Source organism: uncultured Roseovarius sp. (assembly GCF_947259555.1).
Classification (GTDB): Bacteria; Pseudomonadota; Alphaproteobacteria; order Rhodobacterales; family Rhodobacteraceae; genus Roseovarius.
In genome coordinates this window covers 74125-92514 of sequence record NZ_CAMYMD010000104.1, presented here as the reverse complement: position 1 = coordinate 92514, position 18390 = coordinate 74125, and the positions used below count along the sequence as shown (strand labels likewise).

Here is an 18390-nt window from a genome sequence, read left to right as displayed (position 1 = left end):
GCCCGGCGATAGCGTGCGCCCGATGAAATACGCCGCCCATGAAATCCTTGTTGCCCCAGCCCGTGCCACCGCTCATCCGGGCCGCCTCGTAGTCGGCGTGGCGCTTGGCGTGCCGGTGTTTCTATTGCTCAGTTTCGGCTATGCAACGCTCTTGCCGCTGGTCTTCGGGGCCGAGACATGGGCGCGCATCTCGCCAGGCATTGAGGCGGCCACCAACCCGGCAGGCGTGCTGATCAACCTGTTCGTGTTCGGCCTCTTGATTCTGGCGCTCTGGATCACCCTGCGGCTGGTCCACCGCCGCACGATGGCGAGCATCATCGGCCCGCGTGCACGTGCCCTGCATCAATTCATCCGCGCCCTTGGCGCGATGCTGCTGCTCTACGGCGCGCTGCTTTTTCTACCGATGCCCCAAGGCATGGACCCGCAGCCCAATCTTGCCCCCGGCGTTTGGCTCATGTTTCTTCCGCTTGCGCTTGCCGGCCTCTTTTTTCAGGTCTTTGCAGAGGAATTGGTCTTTCGCGGCTATCTCCAGAGTCAGCTCGCGGCCCGCTTCGCCTCGCCGCTGATCTGGATGCTGCTGCCCTCGCTGGGCTTTGCCCTGCTGCATTTCGATTATGCGAGCTTTGGTGCCAACGCCTGGATCGTCGTGGCGTGGGCGGCCGCCTTCGGCCTTGCCGCCGCCGACCTGACCGCGCGCTTTGGCACGCTCGGCCCGGCGACAGCCTTGCATTTCGTAAACAACTTCAGCGCCATGCTCATTGCGGCACCACGTGGCCAATTCGACGGGCTCGCGCTCTACGCCTATCCGTTTTCAATGGATGACGCGGCTGTGCTGTGGGCAATGATGCCCCTTGATGTCCTGATCCTCATATGCGGCTGGCTCGCCATTCGCCTCGCCTTGCGCGGCTGATTGCATTTCACCCACGCCCCGCTTATGTGATTGCGCAATGTCTACCAGAGGGACCGGCCCCAAATGAACTGGATCACCAATTACGTGCGCCCGCGGATCAATTCGATCTTCTCACGCCGCGAAATCCCCGAGAACCTGTGGTCCAAATGCGACGATTGCGGAAGCATGCTGTTTCACCGCGAGCTGACCGACAACCTCAACGTCTGCACCAATTGCGGCCACCACATGACGATCACGCCGCGCGCGCGGCTCAGCGCCCTGTTTGACGGGGGCATTTTCTCCGAAGTGGACGTGCCGCTGCCGACGACGGACCCTTTGCAGTTCCGGGATCAGAAAAAATATCCCGACCGTCTGCGCACCGCCCAGAAGGCAACCGGTGAAAAGGAAGCGATGCTTGTCGCCACCGGAGAGATCGGTCGCACGCCCATCGTCGCCGCCGCGCAGGATTTTTCATTCATGGCCGGCTCTATGGGCATGTATGTCGGCAATGCGATCATCGCCGCTGCCGAGGAAGCGGTCAAACTCAAGCGCCCCCTGATCCTGTTTTCCGCCGCCGGTGGCGCGCGCATGCAAGAAGGCATCCTGAGCCTCATGCAAATGCCCCGCACCACCGTCGCGGTGCAGATGCTGCGCGAGGCGGGTTTACCGTATATCGTGGTCCTCACGCACCCCACGACCGGGGGCGTCACCGCCTCTTACGCGATGCTCGGAGACGTGCAAATTGCCGAGCCCGGCGCACTTATCTGCTTTGCCGGTCCGCGCGTGATCGAACAGACAATTCGTGAGAAACTGCCAGAGGGATTTCAACGCGCCGAATACCTACTGGATCACGGCATGCTCGATCGCGTGACGCCGCGCACGAAACTGCGCGACGAGCTTATCAGCATCACGCGCATGCTTTTGGACATGCCGCCCCCGATCAAGGGCGATCTGCCCGCCCCCGATGCCACAACAGTCGCGAACGAGCCGGACAGCGGCGAGGCGCAGCCGCAGCCGCAGGACGCTCCCAAAACATGAACGCCACGACATCGGACGCCATCCTCGACCGGATGATGGCGCTGCACCCCAAGATCATCGACCTCACCCTTGATCGTGTCTGGCGCCTGCTCGATGCGCTTGGCAATCCGCAAAAGGACCTGCCGCCCGTCATCCATATCGCGGGCACCAATGGCAAGGGCAGCACTCAGGCCATGATCCGCGCGGGTCTGGAGGCGGCAGGGCAACGTGTCCATGCCTATACATCGCCGCATCTGGCACGCTTTCATGAGCGGATCCGGCTGGCAGGAGAGCTCATCTCGGAGGACCACCTCACCGCCGTTCTCGATGAATGCTACGCCGCCAACGGCAGCGAGCCGATCACCTATTTCGAGATCACGACCTGCGCCGCGCTTCTTGCCATGGCACGCAGCCGCGCGGATTACACCCTTCTAGAGGTGGGTCTCGGGGGACGGCTCGACGCCACCAATGTCGTCGACACGCCCGTTCTCACGATCATCACCCCAATTTCGGTGGACCACGAACAGTATCTCGGAGACACGCTGAGCAAGATCGCGGCCGAAAAGGCCGGAATCATCAAGCGCGACGTGCCGTGTATTGTCGGCCCGCAGCCGGACGAGGCGATGAGCGTGATCGAGGCCACCGCCGCGCGCCTCGGCGCACCCGTTATCGCACATGGTCAGCACTGGCACACATTCGAGGAACGCGGGCGGCTGATCTTTCAGGACGAGAAAGGACTGCGAGACCTGCCCTTGCCAAACCTGCTCGGCGCGCACCAGACCGAGAACGCAGGCGCGGCCCTTGCCACACTACGCCACCTTGAGATGGGTGATGCGGCCTATGAGGCTGCCGTCACCCGCGCCTTCTGGCCCGCACGCATGCAACGCCTGCACACCGGACCGTTGACAGCGGCTGCGTCAGATGCCGAGATCTGGCTTGATGGTGGCCATAACGCCGCGGCCGGACAGGCGCTCGCGCGGCATTTGGCCTCGCTGCCCGCCCGGCCCACTCACCTCATTTGCGGCATGCTGAACACCAAGGATATTTCTGGCTATCTGACGCCTTTGGCCACACAGGCCGCGTCGCTCACCGCGGTGTCCATTCCCGGTGAGGCCAACACCCTGCCCGCCGACGTGACCGCAAAGGCCGCCAGCGACACCGGTCTCACGGCCAGCACCGCCGAAACAACCCTCGACGCGGTGCACCGGATCGTGGCGGAATGCCCCGAGGCGCGCATTCTGATCTGCGGGTCACTCTACCTCGCCGGCGGCATTCTGCGCGAAAATGGGTAACTGATCACGCCGCCCAATTTGTGCGAAAGCGCGGATGCGATATGCAAGTTGCGTCCAGAATGCGTGCGCGATCCTGTGCCATTCGGCTTTTTCCCTCGAAATGCGGGCATTTTAGTCGTTTTTCCGAATCACCCCATATTGACGGGTTTCAGTAAACACGACTATATTAAGTAAATACGACTATATATAGGTAGCCGAGCGACGTTTTGCGCCACCAGGAAAAGACGACACCAGGAACCAATCCCGTGCCCAAAATAATGACACGTCAATTCACCAGCCGCATGTCACCCGTCGCGCTTTGCAATCGCTCTCATCAGGAAATTTTTTGTTCTAAGGTATATTCATGTTGCGTGTGACCCTGATTGCGGCCGGTTTTTTTGCTGTCACCCTTGCCCTGATACTTGCGCAGCCCGGCAAGAAACCCCCTGTGTCTGTCTCGGCCCCGACCTCAGAGCAGGAGGTGACACGCTCTGGCCCTGATTTGGCGTCGCTCAATGCGCCGCAGCCACAATCAGACCCGTTGATGCAGAGCCTGAGCAGCACCATCCTGCCCGAAGACATCACGCCTGTCGTCTCTCCGGCCCCGACCCAAACGGCTGAGGCCGCTTCCGCGTCATCGAGCGGCGAGACCCTCGAAAAAATGGTCCTTGGAGCGCTCGAACAGGGTCAATCCGAGGTGTATATTGATGCGCTCGTGAATGACGCGGCGCAAAAAGGTCGCGTTGATGTGCCGCAATCGCTCGTGACCGCCGAGGGCCGTGTCGATACCTCCCTTTTGCTCACTGCGCTGTCACAGCCCGCGCGCCCGCGCGTGCCACAAACCTACACAGTCGCCACCGGCGACAGCCTTGCCTCGATCGCCTACCGGTTCTATGGCGACATCAAGCGACAAGCGGATATCGTCAGCGCCAACACCGACAGTTTACAGCCCGGAAACAGACTGCGTGTCGGTCAGGTTTTGGCCCTTCCCACACCCTTGACGGATTAGGTTTTCCAGTTACGACGGCAGGAATGATCGAGGGGCCGAACCAACGGCCCCCTTTCATTTTCAGCCCCTCTCATCCTTGGGTGATCCCATCACCACATAGGATGTGATCGCATGAACCTGTGGAAGCGTGCCCAGAACATCGGTGTGAAACTGCTTGTAGGCCGCCAGATCAGGCACTTCGACGCGCAACAGATACTCCACCGCACCCGTGATGTTGTGGCACTCCACCACGTCCTGTGCGCGGGCCATGGCCTGTTCAAAAGCGACTTGGCTTGCCTTTGTATGGCTGTTCAAACCAACCGTCACATATGCCAGAAAGCCGATGCCAAGCGCGCTACGATCCAGGACCGCGCGGTATCCCGCAATGACCCCGCGCCGTTCCAGATCCTGCACGCGGCGCAAGCAAGCCGATGGTGACAAGCCGACTCGTTCGGCCAGTTCCAGATTGCTGATTCGACCATCACGACTCAGCTCTCGCAATATTCGATCATTTATTAAATCCATAGCGCTTTTATATTGCCTAAACTCATATTCAAACCAACATTAAGCAATTAAAGATCAATTATTCCAGCATAACATTGCGCCATGACTTTCGATCTACTCACCGCGCTCACCACCTTCGCCTTTGTCACGGTCATGACACCCGGGCCGAATAACCTCATGCTCATGGCATCCGGTACGAATTTCGGATTTTCCCGGACCATTCCGCATATGCTCGGGATCACTCTTGGCTTTCCGCTGATGGTGATCTGTGTCGGGCTTGGCGTCATGCAGGTCTTTGACATGTGGCCGCTCAGCTATAAGCTGCTCAAGGTCGCTTCGGTCGTCTATCTGCTTTACCTGGCTTGGAAAATCGCACATGCGGCAGCGCCGCGCGAAGCAAGCGCAGAGGGCAAGCCCCTGACGTTCCTGCAATCAGCGGCTTTCCAGTGGGTCAATCCCAAGGCGTGGAGCATGGGGCTGTCTGCTATTACCCTCTACGCCACCGGCCGAGATCCGAGCTCGCTCCTCTGGGTTGCGGGGGTCTACGTCGTGGTTTCGGGGCTCAGCACCACGAGTTGGACCTTGCTTGGCCAACAGATGCGCCGCCTGCTCAAGAACCAATTCCGGCTACGCGTCTTCAATCGGGTCATGGCGGCGCTTCTGGTCGCAACACTGATTCCGGTGCTCTGGCCTGCACACTGATAGAACCCAAAGAGATCGCCCCCATCGGGACACGGCCATTGCCGGGTTATGATTGCAAATCAGCCCTCATGCCGCCATATATCGCCACGGCAAACGTGGAGACCGCAGAGCAATGACCAATTACCTCGACTTCGAAAAGCCGCTGGCCGAGATTGAAGGCAAGGCCGAAGAGCTGCGCGCGATGGCCCGGGCCAATGCGGAGATGGATGTCGAAACCGAGGCCGGCGCTCTGGACACCAAGGCCGCCGACCTCTTGCGCGATCTCTACAAGAACCTGACGCCGTGGCGCAAATGTCAGGTCGCCCGCCATCCCGACAGGCCGCATTGCCGCGATTACATCGATGCGCTTTTCTCCGAGTATACGCCCCTCGCCGGCGACCGGGCCTTTGGAGAAGACGAGGCCGTTATGGGGGGCCTTGCACGGTTGGCCGACCGCCCGGTCATGGTGATCGGCCATGAAAAAGGCAACGATACCAAGAGCAGGATCGCCCGCAATTTCGGCATGGCGCGCCCCGAAGGATATCGCAAGGCGGTGCGCCTGATGCAGATGGCGGACAAGTTCGGCCTGCCGGTCATCACGCTTGTGGACACCCCCGGCGCCTACCCTGGCAAGGGGGCCGAGGAACGCGGACAGTCCGAGGCCATCGCCCGGTCTACGGAAACCTGCCTCGGTCTCGGTGTGCCTCTCGTGTCGGTGATTATCGGCGAGGGCGGATCGGGCGGCGCGGTGGCCTTTGCCAGCGCCAACCGTGTGGCGATGCTGGAGCATTCGGTTTATTCGGTGATCTCCCCGGAGGGCTGCGCGTCAATCCTGTGGAAAGACGCAGAGAAGATGCGCGAAGCCGCCGAGGCGCTTCGCCTGACGGCCCAGGATCTCACCCGGCTTGGCGTTGCAGACCGCATTATCGACGAACCCCTGGGCGGCGCGCATCGCGATGTCGCACGAACCATCGCAACGGTCGGCAAGACCATTCAGGCCATGCTGAGCGAACTGTCCAAGAAGAACCGCGCAGCCCTGATCCGTGACCGTCGGGAAAGGTTCCTGCGCATGGGGTCAAAAGGGCTGGCTGCCTGATCGGGCACAGGCAGCCTCAGCCTAAGGCACGTCTCGCGACCGGCCTTACTCTTCCTCATCACTTTCGGTGCCACGGACGCCCAATAGCTGATCCATGCTGACCGAAGGCTGATCGCACCCGGCCTCGCCTACGATACGCGCCGGCACGCCGGCGACGGTCTTGCAGGGCGGCACTTCCTCCAACACGACCGATCCAGCGGCGATGCGCGAGCATTTGCCCACACGGATGTTGCCGAGCACCTTGGCCCCTGCCCCGATCAGCACACCGTCGCTGATCTTGGGGTGGCGATCCTCTTCTTCCTTGCCTGTCCCGCCAAGGGTCACTGAATGCAGCATCGAAACATTGTCGCCGACCACTGCGGTCTCGCCTATGACGATGGAATGGGCATGGTCGATCATAATCCCCTTGCCGATCCGCGCGGCGGGATGAATATCCACGCCAAAGACTTCGGAGGCCCGCATCTGGAAGAAACGCGCCAGATCATAGCGTCCCGCCTCCCACAGCCAATGCGCAATGCGATACGCCTGTATCGCCTGAAACCCCTTGAAAAAGAGCAGTGGCAAAAGGAAACGGTCGCAGGCCGGATCACGGTCACTCACGGCCACTATATCGGCGCGCGCGGCGAGACCGATCGCCGAGTCGCTGTCCAGAGCCTTGTCGCAGATTTCCCGAAGGATCTGCTCGGGCATCTCATTGGACGTGAGCTTGAGAGATATTCTGTAGGCGAGAGCCGATTCGAATGTATCGTGGTGCAGCACGCTGGAATGGACGAGCCCGCCCAAGAGCGGTTCCTCGGCGATCGCGGCTTTGGCCTCTTGCGCGATTCGCGCCCAGACCGGATCAAACTCGGCCAATTTTTGTCGTGTGTGCGCCATGACATGCTCCTCTGGATCGCTCGAACTATACCAGATAGGCAGGACAGGTAAAATGCAAAGGGGTGATGCGGAGGATCATCAATATGAATGAGGCAGCACTGACCCGCCTGCGCACGCAGATCGCAAACCTGCTCGGTGACCTCGAGGCAGAGGATGTACGCGGTCAGTCTGGCCAGGCAACTGTTGAGCTGGATCAACAGGCGGTCGGACGGCTGAGCCGGATGGATGCGCTGCAAAATCAAGCCATGGCCAAGGCGGGGCAATCACGTCGCGAGGCGCAGCGCAGGCGCTTGCAAGCCGCCCTCTCCAGGATGGACGAGGGTGAATACGGCTATTGCGAGGATTGCGGCGAGGATATCGCCCTCGGACGGCTCGAGATCGACCCGGCAGCCACGCGATGTGTCTCCTGTGCCAATGGATGAGCATCGGGCACGGATTTTCATGCTTGGCGCGACCGGCACGATTGGCCGCGCGGTCGTTGCGGCGCTCGTGTCACGCGGGCATGAGGTGGTTTGCTACCTGCGCCCGAACGCGCGCGCCGACGGACTGCCCGAGGGCGTCACGCTGCGACGGGGCATAGCAACGGACCCCGGGTCTCTGGTACGAGACGGATTTTGCGGCGAGCGTTTCGATGTGCTTGTGTCTTGCATGGCGTCGCGCACCGGCCTGCCCCATGATGCCTGGTCCATCGACCACGACGCGCACATGCACGCGCTCAGCGCCGCAAAATCTGCCGGTGTTGGGCATATGGTCTTGTTATCGGCGCTCTGCGTGCAAAAGCCCCGCCTCGCTTTTCAGAAAGCCAAGCACGCGTTCGAAGCGCATCTGATTGCTTCGGGTCTCTGCTATTCCATCATCCGGCCGACCGCGTTTTTCAAATCACTCTCCGGACAGATCGCGCGCGTCAGGGCTGGAAAGCCCTATCTTGTATTCGGAGACGGATGCCAGACCGCTTGCAAGCCGATCAGTGACCGAGATCTTGCCGAGTATATCGCGGATTGCTTGAACGATCCTTCACGCTGGAACCGGGTTCTGCCCATTGGCGGGCCCGGTCCGGCGATCACGCCGCGCGCTCAAGGGGACTGGCTGTTCGAGCGATTGGAGCGCCCGGCGCGGTTCCGCCATGTTCCTCTGGTTATGATGGATGCCATCATTGGCGGGCTGACAGCCGGTGGATTAGTCATTCCAAGACTGCGGGCCAAGGCCGAACTTGGACGGATCGGGCGCTATTATGCAACCGAATCCATGCTGGTGATCGACCCCGCGACGGGGCTCTATGATGCGAGTGCCACGCCTGAGACGGGGCAGGACAGGTTGTTTGATCATTACGAGGATGTCATTTCGGGACGCGCCTTCGCCGATCTGGGCGATCACGCAATATTCTAAACGGTCTTGCACATGGCCCCGGCCGAGGGGTGGGATTCGGTTGAGGCGTTCCGCACCCTGCGCGCGCAAACACGGGTCAGGCCTCGGCCTTCTTCTCCCATTTGCCGGACGCCTCGGACCAATATTGCGCAGCGCACCCCGCGCCTGTCAGCTCTTTCCATTGTGTCCGCGCCACATCGACCGCGCGCGCATCATTTCCGTCAAAGAGAATACAAACCCGCTCCAGTTCATGCACTTCGGTGGCATCCACTTCGGCCCCGTCCACAGCCATCACGCAGACCGCACCATTGGGTCGCGCGGCGCCGGTGGTCAGCAGAACCGGCTGGTCGGCATCATATGGCCCGCCCGCGACCCCATGCGGCAAAAACCCGTCCTCTGGACCAAGCCACAGCTTCTGATCAAGCCAGTCCATACGCGCAGGATCGCATCCTCGCACTGCCACACGCCACCCCGCACTGAGCGCCTTGCCCAAAAGCAGGGGCAAGGTCACGTCGAGCGGCCGCTGCGTCAGATGATAGAAATAGGCCGCGCCCATCAATCCCCCTCGAGCATGTCCGCGACCAGCCGGTTCAGCGCCATAACCCCCCAGCCAGATGCGCCCATGGGCGCGTAAGGAGTTTCGGATTTGACACTGGCCACGCCCGCAATGTCGAGATGCACCCACGCCGAGCCGTCCTGCACGAAACGATGCAGAAATTCAGCCGCCGTGATCGTGCCAGCAGGCCGACCGCCGGAATTCTTGATATCCGCAATCTGGCTCTTCATCAGATCGGCATAGCCTTTGCCCAGCGGCATACGCCATGCACCCTCGCCCTCAGCCTTGGCGGCCTTGAGAAAGGTGTTGCAAAGCGTGTCGTCGTTGCTGAGCACGGCGGCGTTTTCATGGCCAAGCGCGACAATCGCGGCGCCCGTAAGGGTCGCCAGATCAATCATGCCGCAAGGCTGATACGTCTCCTGCGCGTACCACATCACGTCAGCGAGCACGAGCCGCCCCTCGGCATCGGTATTGATGACCTCAATCGTGTCACCTTTCATCGAGGTGACCACATCACCGGGGCGCGTTGCGCGGTCTGACGGCATATTCTCGACCAGCCCGACAAGGCCCACAACATTGGCCTTGGCGCCGCGCCGCGCCAACGTGCGCATCACGCCGGCAACGACACCGGCGCCCCCCATGTCCATGGTCATGTCTTCCATGCCCGCCGATGGCTTGAGACTTATACCGCCAGTGTCGAACACCACGCCCTTGCCGACAAGCGCCAGAGGTGGCTCGCCCTCTGGTCCGCCCTGCCACTCCATGACGGCCATCTTCGTCGGGCTGGCGCTGCCATGGCCAACGGACAGAAGCGCGCCCATTCCAAGGCGCTCCAGATCGCTTTCTTCAAACACGGTGATCTTGAGCCCGATATCCTGCATTGCCAAAATTCGATTGGCGAATTCCGTCGTGGTCAGGTGATTGGCCGGCTCACTCACCAGATCGCGGGTAAAGAACACGCCCTCTGCCACGGCGAGCGCGGGGGCGGCAGCAGCCTCTACCTCGTCAGGCTTGGCGACCATCGCCGTGATCGCCCCGCCCTCCTGCGTCTCGGAGGTCTTGTGGGGTGTGAATTCGTATGCCCGCAGAACAGCCCCCAGAATCACCTCAACCGGCCGCTTGAGAGACGCGCCCAGGAGCAAAAGCGGCTTGGTGCCTTTGGAGCGGCCCAGCGCCACGCCCGCGCGGCGGCTTTCCTCGACGCTGGCATTGCGCGGCAGAATCAAGATATCAAGCGCTTCAGCCGAGAGGCCCACAGGCCATGCCAGGCTGATAATGTCGCCAGCAGACTTCTTTTCGAGCGCCCCGCTTTCAACAATGCGCGCCAGCGTTCCCTTCATCAGACGATTAACCCGCCGCCCGGCCTGATCGAGCTTGCCATCCGGGGTGATGAACACGGCGACGCGCCCCTCTGCGCTCGCAATCAGGTCAAGCTCTGTCTCGGTGAAGGCGACGGAAACGGGCGTGGTCATCGAAAGGCTCCTTATGGTTGGGTCGCACCAGACGTATCGCGGCACGCCGCCGATGACCAGTTAGCAGTTTTCCCTCGCTGTCAATTCCGCTAGGTTGCTCTCAAGTCTGCTGCCGTGGGGGAAAAAATTGACCAGACTCGACAGATACATGCTGTCGCAATTCATGGTTCTGTTCGGTTTCTTTGCGCTCGTTCTGGTATCCATCTTCTGGATCAACAAAGCGGTGCGCATGTTCGACCGGCTGATCGGGGATGGCCAGCCCGCATGGATCTTTCTGGAATTCACGGCACTGACGCTGCCGGGAGTGATCGGCGTTGTTCTGCCGATTGCGGCATTTGCGGCGGCCGTCTACGTGATCAATCGACTTTCCTCTGAAAGCGAGCTGACCGTGATGCAGGCCACAGGGTACTCACCGTTGCGGCTCGCACGGCCAGTTGTAACCTTCGGGGTAATTGTTGCGGTGATGATGTCTCTGCTTGCGCATTACCTCATTCCCGCCAGTCTGAGCCAACTGAACCAGCGTCAGGACGAGGTGTCGCGCAATATCACCGCGAAACTGTTGAGCGAGGGCGAGTTCCTGCACCCCGCGCCGGGAATCACGTTCTATATCCGCGAGATTTCGCCAGAGGGGGAATTGCGCGACGTTTTTCTTTCTGACCGCCGCGCCCCCGAAGCACCTGTCACCTACACGTCGTCCCGCGCCTATCTTGTGCAGGAACGGGACGGCACTCGCCTCGTGATGGTGGCCGGGCTGGCCCAGAACATCCGCCCAGACTCGGACCGGCTCTTCACAACTTATTTTGACGATTTTTCATACGATATCAGTAGCCTCATTGACCGTGACGCGGTGAGCCTCGACAAGGTCGCTTATGCTTCGACTTTCGAGATGCTTCGCAATCCGTCAGCGGTGGCCGAGCGCACGACGACAAGCCTCGGGCTTGTGATGTCCCAGGTGCATGGTCGCATCACAAGCGCGCTCCTCTGCGTTGTTGCGGCGCTCATCGGGTTTTCCACGCTGCTCGTCGGGGCCTATAGCCGTTTCGGCGTCTGGCGGCAGATCCTGCTTGCGTTTGGGCTGTTGATCGGCATCAAGATCGTCGAGAGCATGGTGGTTGCCCCTGTGCTGGAGAATGGCGCATTGTGGCCCCTTCTCTACCTGCCGATCCTGCTGGGACTGGCGCTGGCGACGGGGCTTTTGACACTCGCAACCTATCCGTTGTTCTGGAGGCGCATGACACGCAGGGCGCGCCGTGTCGAGGCCGAGATACCGACATGACCCTGCAACTCTATTTTGCCCGCCGGTTTTTCATCAACTTTCTCGGGGTTACAATCACGCTGACCGTCCTCTTGGGTCTCATCGATCTCGTGGACGAATTGGGTGACTTTCCAGAGCTTCCTTTCGGCAAGGTTTTCGGGATCGTGCTTTTGAAGCTGCCAGAAGCCTATTACGAGATCATCCCGCTGGTCATGATCCTCGCCTCCGTCGCATTATTTCTCCGACTGGCGCGAACGTCCGAGCTTGTCGTCTTGCGCGCCTCCGGGCGATCGGCGCTGCGTGGCCTTTTGGCACCTGCGGCCGTCGCACTTTCGATCGGGCTTTTGGGTGTGGCGATGGGCAACCCATTCGTCGCGGCCACGGCCAAACGACATCATGACGTCGTCAACAGCTATTCGGGCACGACGTCATCCGATATGGCGATTGCCTCCGAGGGGCTATGGCTGCGCCAAGGCGGGGCAGACGGCCAGACGGTGATCTTTGCCGCGCGTGCCAGCTCTGATCTCACGACGCTCTACGATCCGACCTTTCTGGATTTCGCATTGGACGGCCAGCCCCTAAGGCGCATTTCGGCGGCGAGTGCACAACTGGAGCCAGGCGGATGGACCCTCACGAATGCCAAAATCTGGGACCTTTCCAAAGGCGTCAACCCCGAGGCCACGGCGCGTGAAGAGGCCCGTATGTCGGTGCCCTCGGATCTGACACAGGACCGTATCCTGGATAGCTTTGGCAGCCCGGAATATATCCCGATCTGGGACCTGCCCGGGTTCATCGATCAACTGGAAGAGGCCGGTTTCTCGGCCCGGCGTTACGCGATCTGGTTTCAGAAAGAACTCGCGCAGCCGGTCTTTCTGGTCGCGCTCGTGCTGATTTCGGCGGCCTTCACGATGCGCCACTCCCGCGGTGCCAATGTTGGGATTTCGGTACTGACGGCGGTCTTATTGGGCTTTGGCCTGCACTACATACGCAATTTCGCGCAAATTCTTGGTGAGAACGGCCAGATCCCCATACTGCTCGCGGCATGGGCACCACCTGTTGCCTCGTTGCTTCTCGGGATTGGCATTCTATTGCACCTGGAGGACGGATGATCGCTCGCCTGTGTGGTCTTTGGTGCCTGCTCATTGTGTGGGCCCTACCGCTTCTGGCGCAAGAGGCGCCGCCGACACCTGCCATGCTTGTGGCAGACAACGTGCGCCTGACGGCCGACGAGACGCTGATCGCGACCGGTAATGTCGAGGCCCTCCATCAAGGCCGCCGCCTGAAGGCGCGGGAAATCGCATATGACCGGGCGACCGAGACGCTGCGTATCACCGGGCCGCTGACGCTCACTGATGAGACGGGCACGGTCGTGCTGGCTGACAGCGCCGAGCTTGACCGCGAAATGACCAACGGATTGCTGCGCGGCGCGCGGATCGTGATGCAGCAACAGCTTCAGCTTGCAGCGTTCGAGATGCGCCGTACTGATGCACGCTACAATCAGCTCTACAAGGTCGCCGTCACGTCCTGCCGTATCTGCGACTCGAAGAGTCCCCCGCTCTGGCAGATCAGGGCACGCCGGGTGGTGCATGACGAACAGGCGCGTCAACTCTATTTTGAGAATGCCCAGTTCCGCATCCTCGACACTCCGGTGTTCTACCTGCCGCGCTTGCGCCTGCCGGACCCGACGCTCGATCGCGCTCCGGGATTTCTGACGCCGTCACTGGTCAATTCGTCCTTGCTGGGCACCGGTGTAAGAGTGCCGTATTTCATTCCGATAGGCGAACATCGGGATCTGACGCTCGCTCCGTTCTGGGCAACGAATTCCCGCCGCCTCGAACTGCGCTACCGTCAGGCATTCCGCATCGGGGACATCATATTCGAGGGCGCGATCTCCGACGACAAATTCAATCCACGCTCATCACGCGGGTATCTCTTTGGCCAAGGCCGCTTCGACATAGCGCGTGAATTCGTGCTGCGGTTCAACATCGAGTGGGCAAGCGACGATACCTTCCTGCTCGATCACGGTTTCTCCGATAAGGACAGGCTGGAAAACGAGCTATCGGTCGAACGGGCGCGGCGCGATGAATATATTCGCGGTGCGATAACGCATTTCCATTCGCAACGGGACGGTGAGAGCAACGCGACATTGCCCACGTTGGCGGGCAACGCAGAATACGAGCGCCGGATTTTCCCGTCGCGCCTCGGCGGGGAGCTACGCTTTGGTGCGGCGCTGCACGGCCATTATCGCAGCTCGGATTCGACGATTGCCACACTCGACCGATTTGCCGACGGGCGCGATGTGACACGTTTCACCACGCGGCTTGACTGGCTGCGCGGCTGGACGTTGCCCGGCGGCGTTCTGGCCTCTTTCCAGACCGGTTTGATCCTTGATCATTTCGAGATTGCACAGTCCGGGATCACCTCGGCATCAGACGCGACCGAGATCACACCCACAGCTGCGTTAGAGCTGCGCTGGCCGTTGATGAAATCCACCGGCGGCGCGGTCACCCACGTGGTCGAACCCGTACTCCAAATGGCTTGGTCGGGCGGCTCCAACCCGGATATCCCGCTGGATGAAACGACACAGGTGGAGTTTGACGAAGGAAATCTCTTCAACCCGTCACGGTTCAATGCGCCGGATCGGCGGGAGCGGGGCTACAGTGCGGCCTTAGGTCTAAGTTGGACTCGCATTGATCCGACCGGCTGGCAAAGCAGCCTCGCCGTAGGTCAGGTCTGGCGCGACGAGCGGCTTCTCGAGCGCGACGGCGTCACGCCATCCTTCACCAAATCTTCCGGTTTACGGGATCGAACCTCGGATTTTCTCATTGCCGGACAGTTCCGCAATGATACGGGCCTCGCGGTGACGGCGCGAGGCCTGTTCGACGAGGTCTTCGACACCACCAAGGTCGAGGCGCGCGCGAGTTGGCAGAATGACTATACCGATATCGGGGCGACATATGTCTGGCTCCCTGACGATCCAGGCGAAAACCGGCCGTCGACAATTTCGGAATGGGCGATTGACGGCAGCTATCGCTTTGCCCGTCACTGGACCGGCCATGCCGACTGGCGGTTTGACGTCGCCGAAGACAGGAGCGTGCGCGCCGGGGCTGGCGTGACGTATTCGAATGAATGCGTCGACATCACGCTTTCAGTCTCGCGCCGCTTCACCTCTTCGACTATCCTTGAACCCGAAACCAACATCGGCTTTACGGTGGGGCTCAGGGGCTTTTCGGCTACGACCCGAGACAAGAGCTTTGCCCGGACATGCAGGAACTGATGAGAATGATATCTACCCTACGCCGCACATTTGCCGCCTTGGCTCTCGCCGCGACCGCCGCCACTGGCCTCGCCTGGCCGGCTGACACGGCGCGCGCGCAGAACCTCTTTGTACCGGTTGTGCACGTCAACGATCAGGCGATTACGCGATACGAGCTTCAACAAAGAGGACGCATGCTGACGCTGTTTCGTGCGCCGGGCGATCCACAACGCCTCGCGCGGAAACAGTTGATTGAGGAGCGGATCAAACTGGACGCGGCGCGGGCCAACGGGCTGGTCATAGAGGATGACATGATCCGCGCAGGGATGGAGGAATTCGCCGGTCGCGCCAACATGAACGCCGAGGAATTGATCAAAGCTCTGGCCGGTGCCGGCGTTTCAGAGGAATCGTTCCGCGAATTTGTCCGCGCCGGGATCACTTGGCGAGAGCTGACACGCGCGCGGTTTGCCCCTCGCGTATCCGTGAGTGAAGACGACCTGGAGCGCGCCGCGCGGGCACTTACGGGCGGGGCTGCGGTTCGGGTGCTGTTGTCGGAAATCATCCTCCCAATCAGGAGCCCCGAAGAAGCCGAGGCGCAGCAGACGCTCGCTGCTCGCATCGCTCAATCCGAAAGCGAGGCTGAGTTTGCCGCCGCAGCGCGCCGTCATTCGGCGGCACCCTCCGCAGGACGTGGCGGACGCATGAATTGGGTCGCGCTTTCCGATCTGCCTGCAAGCTTACGCCAGATCGTGCTCGCCCTCGCGCCAGGCGAGATATCTGATCCGTTGCCAATCGATGCGGGACTTGCGCTGTTTTACATGCGCGACATCGAGGAAACATCCGTATCCACGCCCGAATTCTCGGCGATCGAATACGCCGCCTACTATATTCCGGGTGGGCGCAGCGAGGCCGCCCTGCAACGCGCGGCGCAGGTGCGTGCGTCGGTCGATACCTGTGACGACCTTTATGGCGTGGCGTATGGGCAACCGCCCGAAGTACTGGAGCGCGGATCAAGGGCTCCTGAGGAAATCCCCGAGGATATCGCGCTGGAGTTGGCACGTCTCGATCCCGGCGAAACCTCGGCGAATGTCACTCGCTCCAATGGCGACACGCTCGTTTTCCTCATGCTGTGCGGGCGGTCCCCCAAGCTCGATGGCGAGCAGCCCTCGGTTGAGGATCTCAGCAACTTCATCCGCAATCAGCGGATCGAATCCTTTGCCAATGGCTATCTCGAACAGTTGCGCGCCGAGGCGCGGATCGTCGAGAAGTGACGCCCCCGGTCGCGCTCAGCTGTGGGGAACCTGCAGGTATCGGCCCCGAAATTGCCGCTGCGGCATGGGACAGGCTTCGAGATCGTCTGCCGTTTTTCCTGATCGGCGACCCCGCGCATCTACCGGGCAACATACCTCATGTGCTGATCGACACGCCCGGCGAGGCGGTGGCGGCATCAGCGCAGGCGCTGCCCGTGCTACCGCATCCTTTTGCAGGCTCGCTCACCCCCGGCAGGCCCAACCCGGACCATGCTCAGGCCGTCATCGACGTGATCGCTCGCGGCGTGGAACTCGTGCACTCACGCGAGGCGCTGGCACTCTGCACAGCCCCCATTCACAAGCAGGCGCTTCAGGAAGGCGCGGGGTTCGAGCATCCCGGCCATACCGAATACCTCGCGCATCTCGCAGGGGTTGACCGTGTCGTGATGATGCTGGCCTCGGATGCCCTTCGCGTGGTGCCCGCCACCATCCACATTCCCTTGTCGGACGTTCCCCAGGCTTTGAACCCGGCCCTTCTCGAGCAGACGATCCGCATCACCAATGCCGCGCTTGTCCGCGATTTCGGCATCGCAGCACCACGCATCGCCATCGCCGGTCTCAATCCGCATGCCGGAGAGGGCGGGCGTATGGGGCGAGAAGAAATCGAGGTGATCGCCCCTGTGTTGACGCGCCTGCGCGACGACGGGTTGGACCTGCGTGGCCCGATGTCCGCCGACACGATGTTTCATGCCGCCGCGCGGTCAGGCTATGACGCAGCGATATGCATGTATCACGATCAGGCGCTTATTCCGATCAAGACGGTGGATTTCGACCGGGGGGTAAATGTCACACTCGGCTTGCCTTTCATCCGCACCTCACCTGATCACGGCACCGCTCTCGATATCGCAGGGCAAGGGATTGCCAACCCGACCTCGCTGATCGAGGCCCTGAAAATGGCACAGGCCATGGGCCGGGCGCGCCACGCATGAACACGCTCACCAATCTGCCGCCGCTCAGTCAGGTCATCGCCGCGCATGGCCTGTCGGCGCGCAAATCCCTCGGGCAGAATTTCTTGCTCGATCTGAACCTTACCGCCAAAATTGCGCGGCAGGCTGGCGACCTGACGGAAAGCGACGTGCTAGAAATCGGTCCCGGACCAGGCGGTCTGACCCGTGGCCTCTTGGCCGAAGGCGCGCGCCGTGTTCTTGCGATTGAAAAGGATACCCGCTGCCTTCCCGCCTTACAGGAGGTGGCCGAGGCCGCAGAGGGCCGCTTGAGGATCATCAATGGCGACGCCCTCGAGATTGACCCGCTGGCACATTTGACGCCGCCTATCCGGGTGGTGGCGAACTTGCCCTACAATGTCGGCACCGAACTCTTGATCCGGTGGCTCACGCCACGAGACTGGCCACCGTTCTGGCAATCGCTGACCTTGATGTTTCAGCGCGAGGTAGCCGAACGCATCGTGGCACAGCCGGGCGGCAAGGCCTATGGCCGCCTCGCCCTGCTTGCGCAATGGCGCGCCACGCCGCGGATCGTGATGCACCTGCCGCCCGGTGCGTTTATACCACCTCCCAAGGTCTCCAGTGCGGTTGTCCACCTGACAGCGCTGCCAGAGCCGCGATATCCGGCCGACCCCAAGATCCTAGAACGCGTGGTGGCCCGCGCCTTCAATCAGCGCCGCAAGATGTTGCGTGCGGCACTCAAGGGCATGGTCCCTGATATCGAGGACCGTCTGCGCGCAGCGGGAATTCAGCCGACCGATCGCGCCGAAACCGTCAGCCTCCAGGCATTCTGCGCACTGGCACGTCTGATGCCCGGTGGCGCAGAGGCGGAAAGGGGCTAGCGCTATCCGGGTTGCACATCACCGGGACGCGGATAAAGTGCCGTGACAAAACAGGATTTGGGGACAGG

Annotated in this window: 18 protein-coding genes; 14 read left to right on the top strand and 4 right to left on the bottom strand. The window is 61.3% G+C overall.

What is annotated here, in order from left to right; translation table 11 throughout:
* The first annotated feature begins 22 nt into the window (after positions 1 to 22).
* The 4 genes from Q0X85_RS17985 (at position 23) to Q0X85_RS17970 (ending at position 4186) form a co-directional block, all read left to right on the top strand.
* The gene (locus Q0X85_RS17985) at positions 23 to 910 is read left to right on the top strand and encodes a CPBP family intramembrane glutamic endopeptidase (protein ID WP_297774317.1); all 888 of its coding nucleotides are present in this window, start codon (positions 23 to 25) and stop codon (positions 908 to 910) included.
* Between the two features lie 63 nt (positions 911 to 973).
* On the top strand, positions 974 to 1927 hold the full coding sequence (gene accD / locus Q0X85_RS17980) for an acetyl-CoA carboxylase, carboxyltransferase subunit beta (protein ID WP_297774315.1): 954 nt from the start codon (positions 974 to 976) through the stop codon (positions 1925 to 1927).
* Positions 1924 to 3198: a folylpolyglutamate synthase/dihydrofolate synthase family protein gene (locus tag Q0X85_RS17975; RefSeq protein WP_297774314.1), complete on the top strand. Its 1275-nt coding sequence runs from the start codon at positions 1924 to 1926 to the stop codon at positions 3196 to 3198. Before accD ends, Q0X85_RS17975 begins: the two co-directional genes overlap by 4 nt.
* Positions 3199 to 3541: 343 nt before the next feature.
* A complete protein-coding gene (locus tag Q0X85_RS17970; RefSeq protein ID WP_297774312.1) occupies positions 3542 to 4186 on the top strand; it encodes a LysM domain-containing protein in 645 nt (214 codons plus the stop codon).
* Between the two features lie 60 nt (positions 4187 to 4246).
* Here Q0X85_RS17970 and Q0X85_RS17965 read toward each other — a convergent pair whose 3' ends face one another.
* Positions 4247 to 4690 (bottom strand): Lrp/AsnC family transcriptional regulator, encoded by a 444-nt coding sequence (locus tag Q0X85_RS17965; RefSeq protein ID WP_297774311.1) that lies wholly within the window; start codon positions 4688 to 4690, stop codon positions 4247 to 4249.
* Between the two features lie 81 nt (positions 4691 to 4771).
* On the opposite strand from Q0X85_RS17965, the gene Q0X85_RS17960 reads away from it, so the two are divergent.
* A complete protein-coding gene (locus Q0X85_RS17960) occupies positions 4772 to 5371 on the top strand; it encodes a LysE family translocator (RefSeq protein ID WP_297774309.1) in 600 nt (199 codons plus the stop codon).
* 112 nt (positions 5372 to 5483) lie between these two features.
* Complete coding sequence (locus Q0X85_RS17955; RefSeq protein WP_297774307.1) at positions 5484 to 6446, top strand: acetyl-CoA carboxylase carboxyltransferase subunit alpha; 963 nt, start codon at positions 5484 to 5486, stop codon at positions 6444 to 6446.
* Positions 6447 to 6491: 45 nt separating this feature from the next.
* Here Q0X85_RS17955 and cysE read toward each other — a convergent pair whose 3' ends face one another.
* Entirely contained in the window at positions 6492 to 7322 is an 831-nt protein-coding gene (gene cysE, locus Q0X85_RS17950) for a serine O-acetyltransferase (RefSeq protein ID WP_297774305.1), read from the bottom strand.
* An 83-nt stretch (positions 7323 to 7405) separates the two neighbouring features.
* On the opposite strand from cysE, the gene Q0X85_RS17945 reads away from it, so the two are divergent.
* Together Q0X85_RS17945 and Q0X85_RS17940 are read left to right on the top strand one after the other, a co-directional pair.
* Complete coding sequence (locus Q0X85_RS17945) at positions 7406 to 7744, top strand: TraR/DksA C4-type zinc finger protein (protein WP_297774302.1); 339 nt, start codon at positions 7406 to 7408, stop codon at positions 7742 to 7744.
* The gene (locus Q0X85_RS17940) at positions 7737 to 8708 is read left to right on the top strand and encodes an NAD(P)H-binding protein (RefSeq protein WP_297774298.1); all 972 of its coding nucleotides are present in this window, start codon (positions 7737 to 7739) and stop codon (positions 8706 to 8708) included. The genes Q0X85_RS17945 and Q0X85_RS17940 overlap by 8 nt, the downstream gene beginning before the upstream one ends.
* A gap of 76 nt (positions 8709 to 8784) precedes the next feature.
* Here the strand turns inward: Q0X85_RS17940 and Q0X85_RS17935 are convergent, their stop codons facing one another.
* The gene (locus tag Q0X85_RS17935; RefSeq protein WP_297774295.1) at positions 8785 to 9243 is read right to left on the bottom strand and encodes a DNA polymerase III subunit chi; all 459 of its coding nucleotides are present in this window, start codon (positions 9241 to 9243) and stop codon (positions 8785 to 8787) included.
* Positions 9243 to 10715, bottom strand: a complete 1473-nt coding sequence (locus Q0X85_RS17930) for a leucyl aminopeptidase (protein ID WP_297774293.1) — start codon at positions 10713 to 10715, stop codon at positions 9243 to 9245. The genes Q0X85_RS17935 and Q0X85_RS17930 overlap by 1 nt, the downstream gene beginning before the upstream one ends.
* Before the next feature lie 127 nt (positions 10716 to 10842).
* On the opposite strand from Q0X85_RS17930, the gene lptF reads away from it, so the two are divergent.
* From lptF to rsmA, 6 genes are read left to right on the top strand one after another with little or no spacing between them, the layout of a single operon-like run.
* Positions 10843 to 11991 carry an LPS export ABC transporter permease LptF gene (gene lptF / locus Q0X85_RS17925; protein ID WP_297774291.1) on the top strand — a complete coding sequence of 383 codons (1149 nt, stop codon included), beginning with the start codon at positions 10843 to 10845 and terminating at the stop codon, positions 11989 to 11991.
* Positions 11988 to 13079 carry an LPS export ABC transporter permease LptG gene (lptG, locus tag Q0X85_RS17920; RefSeq protein ID WP_297774288.1) on the top strand — a complete coding sequence of 364 codons (1092 nt, stop codon included), beginning with the start codon at positions 11988 to 11990 and terminating at the stop codon, positions 13077 to 13079. Before lptF ends, lptG begins: the two co-directional genes overlap by 4 nt.
* Entirely contained in the window at positions 13076 to 15247 is a 2172-nt protein-coding gene (lptD, locus tag Q0X85_RS17915) for an LPS assembly protein LptD (protein WP_297774285.1), read from the top strand. Before lptG ends, lptD begins: the two co-directional genes overlap by 4 nt.
* 5 nt (positions 15248 to 15252) lie before the next feature.
* Positions 15253 to 16497 carry a peptidylprolyl isomerase gene (locus Q0X85_RS17910; RefSeq protein ID WP_297774283.1) on the top strand — a complete coding sequence of 415 codons (1245 nt, stop codon included), beginning with the start codon at positions 15253 to 15255 and terminating at the stop codon, positions 16495 to 16497.
* The gene (pdxA, locus tag Q0X85_RS17905) at positions 16494 to 17465 is read left to right on the top strand and encodes a 4-hydroxythreonine-4-phosphate dehydrogenase PdxA (RefSeq protein ID WP_297774282.1); all 972 of its coding nucleotides are present in this window, start codon (positions 16494 to 16496) and stop codon (positions 17463 to 17465) included. Before Q0X85_RS17910 ends, pdxA begins: the two co-directional genes overlap by 4 nt.
* On the top strand, positions 17462 to 18322 hold the full coding sequence (gene rsmA / locus Q0X85_RS17900) for a 16S rRNA (adenine(1518)-N(6)/adenine(1519)-N(6))-dimethyltransferase RsmA (protein ID WP_297774280.1): 861 nt from the start codon (positions 17462 to 17464) through the stop codon (positions 18320 to 18322). The genes pdxA and rsmA overlap by 4 nt, the downstream gene beginning before the upstream one ends.
* Positions 18323 to 18390: the final 68 nt, after the last annotated feature.

Coding starts and splice junctions, on each gene's coding strand:
- lptG (WP_297774288.1), top strand. CDS start 11,988: ATGACCCTGCAACTCTATTTTGCCCGCCGGTTTTTCATCAACTTTCTC.
- Q0X85_RS17955 (WP_297774307.1), top strand. CDS start 5,484: ATGACCAATTACCTCGACTTCGAAAAGCCGCTGGCCGAGATTGAAGGC.
- lptD (WP_297774285.1), top strand. CDS start 13,076: ATGATCGCTCGCCTGTGTGGTCTTTGGTGCCTGCTCATTGTGTGGGCC.
- Q0X85_RS17965 (WP_297774311.1), bottom strand. CDS start 4,690: ATGGATTTAATAAATGATCGAATATTGCGAGAGCTGAGTCGTGATGGT.
- cysE (WP_297774305.1), bottom strand. CDS start 7,322: ATGGCGCACACACGACAAAAATTGGCCGAGTTTGATCCGGTCTGGGCG.
- Q0X85_RS17935 (WP_297774295.1), bottom strand. CDS start 9,243: ATGGGCGCGGCCTATTTCTATCATCTGACGCAGCGGCCGCTCGACGTG.
- accD (WP_297774315.1), top strand. CDS start 974: ATGAACTGGATCACCAATTACGTGCGCCCGCGGATCAATTCGATCTTC.
- Q0X85_RS17975 (WP_297774314.1), top strand. CDS start 1,924: ATGAACGCCACGACATCGGACGCCATCCTCGACCGGATGATGGCGCTG.
- Q0X85_RS17960 (WP_297774309.1), top strand. CDS start 4,772: ATGACTTTCGATCTACTCACCGCGCTCACCACCTTCGCCTTTGTCACG.
- rsmA (WP_297774280.1), top strand. CDS start 17,462: ATGAACACGCTCACCAATCTGCCGCCGCTCAGTCAGGTCATCGCCGCG.
- Q0X85_RS17945 (WP_297774302.1), top strand. CDS start 7,406: ATGAATGAGGCAGCACTGACCCGCCTGCGCACGCAGATCGCAAACCTG.
- Q0X85_RS17970 (WP_297774312.1), top strand. CDS start 3,542: ATGTTGCGTGTGACCCTGATTGCGGCCGGTTTTTTTGCTGTCACCCTT.
- Q0X85_RS17985 (WP_297774317.1), top strand. CDS start 23: ATGAAATACGCCGCCCATGAAATCCTTGTTGCCCCAGCCCGTGCCACC.
- Q0X85_RS17940 (WP_297774298.1), top strand. CDS start 7,737: ATGGATGAGCATCGGGCACGGATTTTCATGCTTGGCGCGACCGGCACG.
- Q0X85_RS17930 (WP_297774293.1), bottom strand. CDS start 10,715: ATGACCACGCCCGTTTCCGTCGCCTTCACCGAGACAGAGCTTGACCTG.
- Q0X85_RS17910 (WP_297774283.1), top strand. CDS start 15,253: ATGATATCTACCCTACGCCGCACATTTGCCGCCTTGGCTCTCGCCGCG.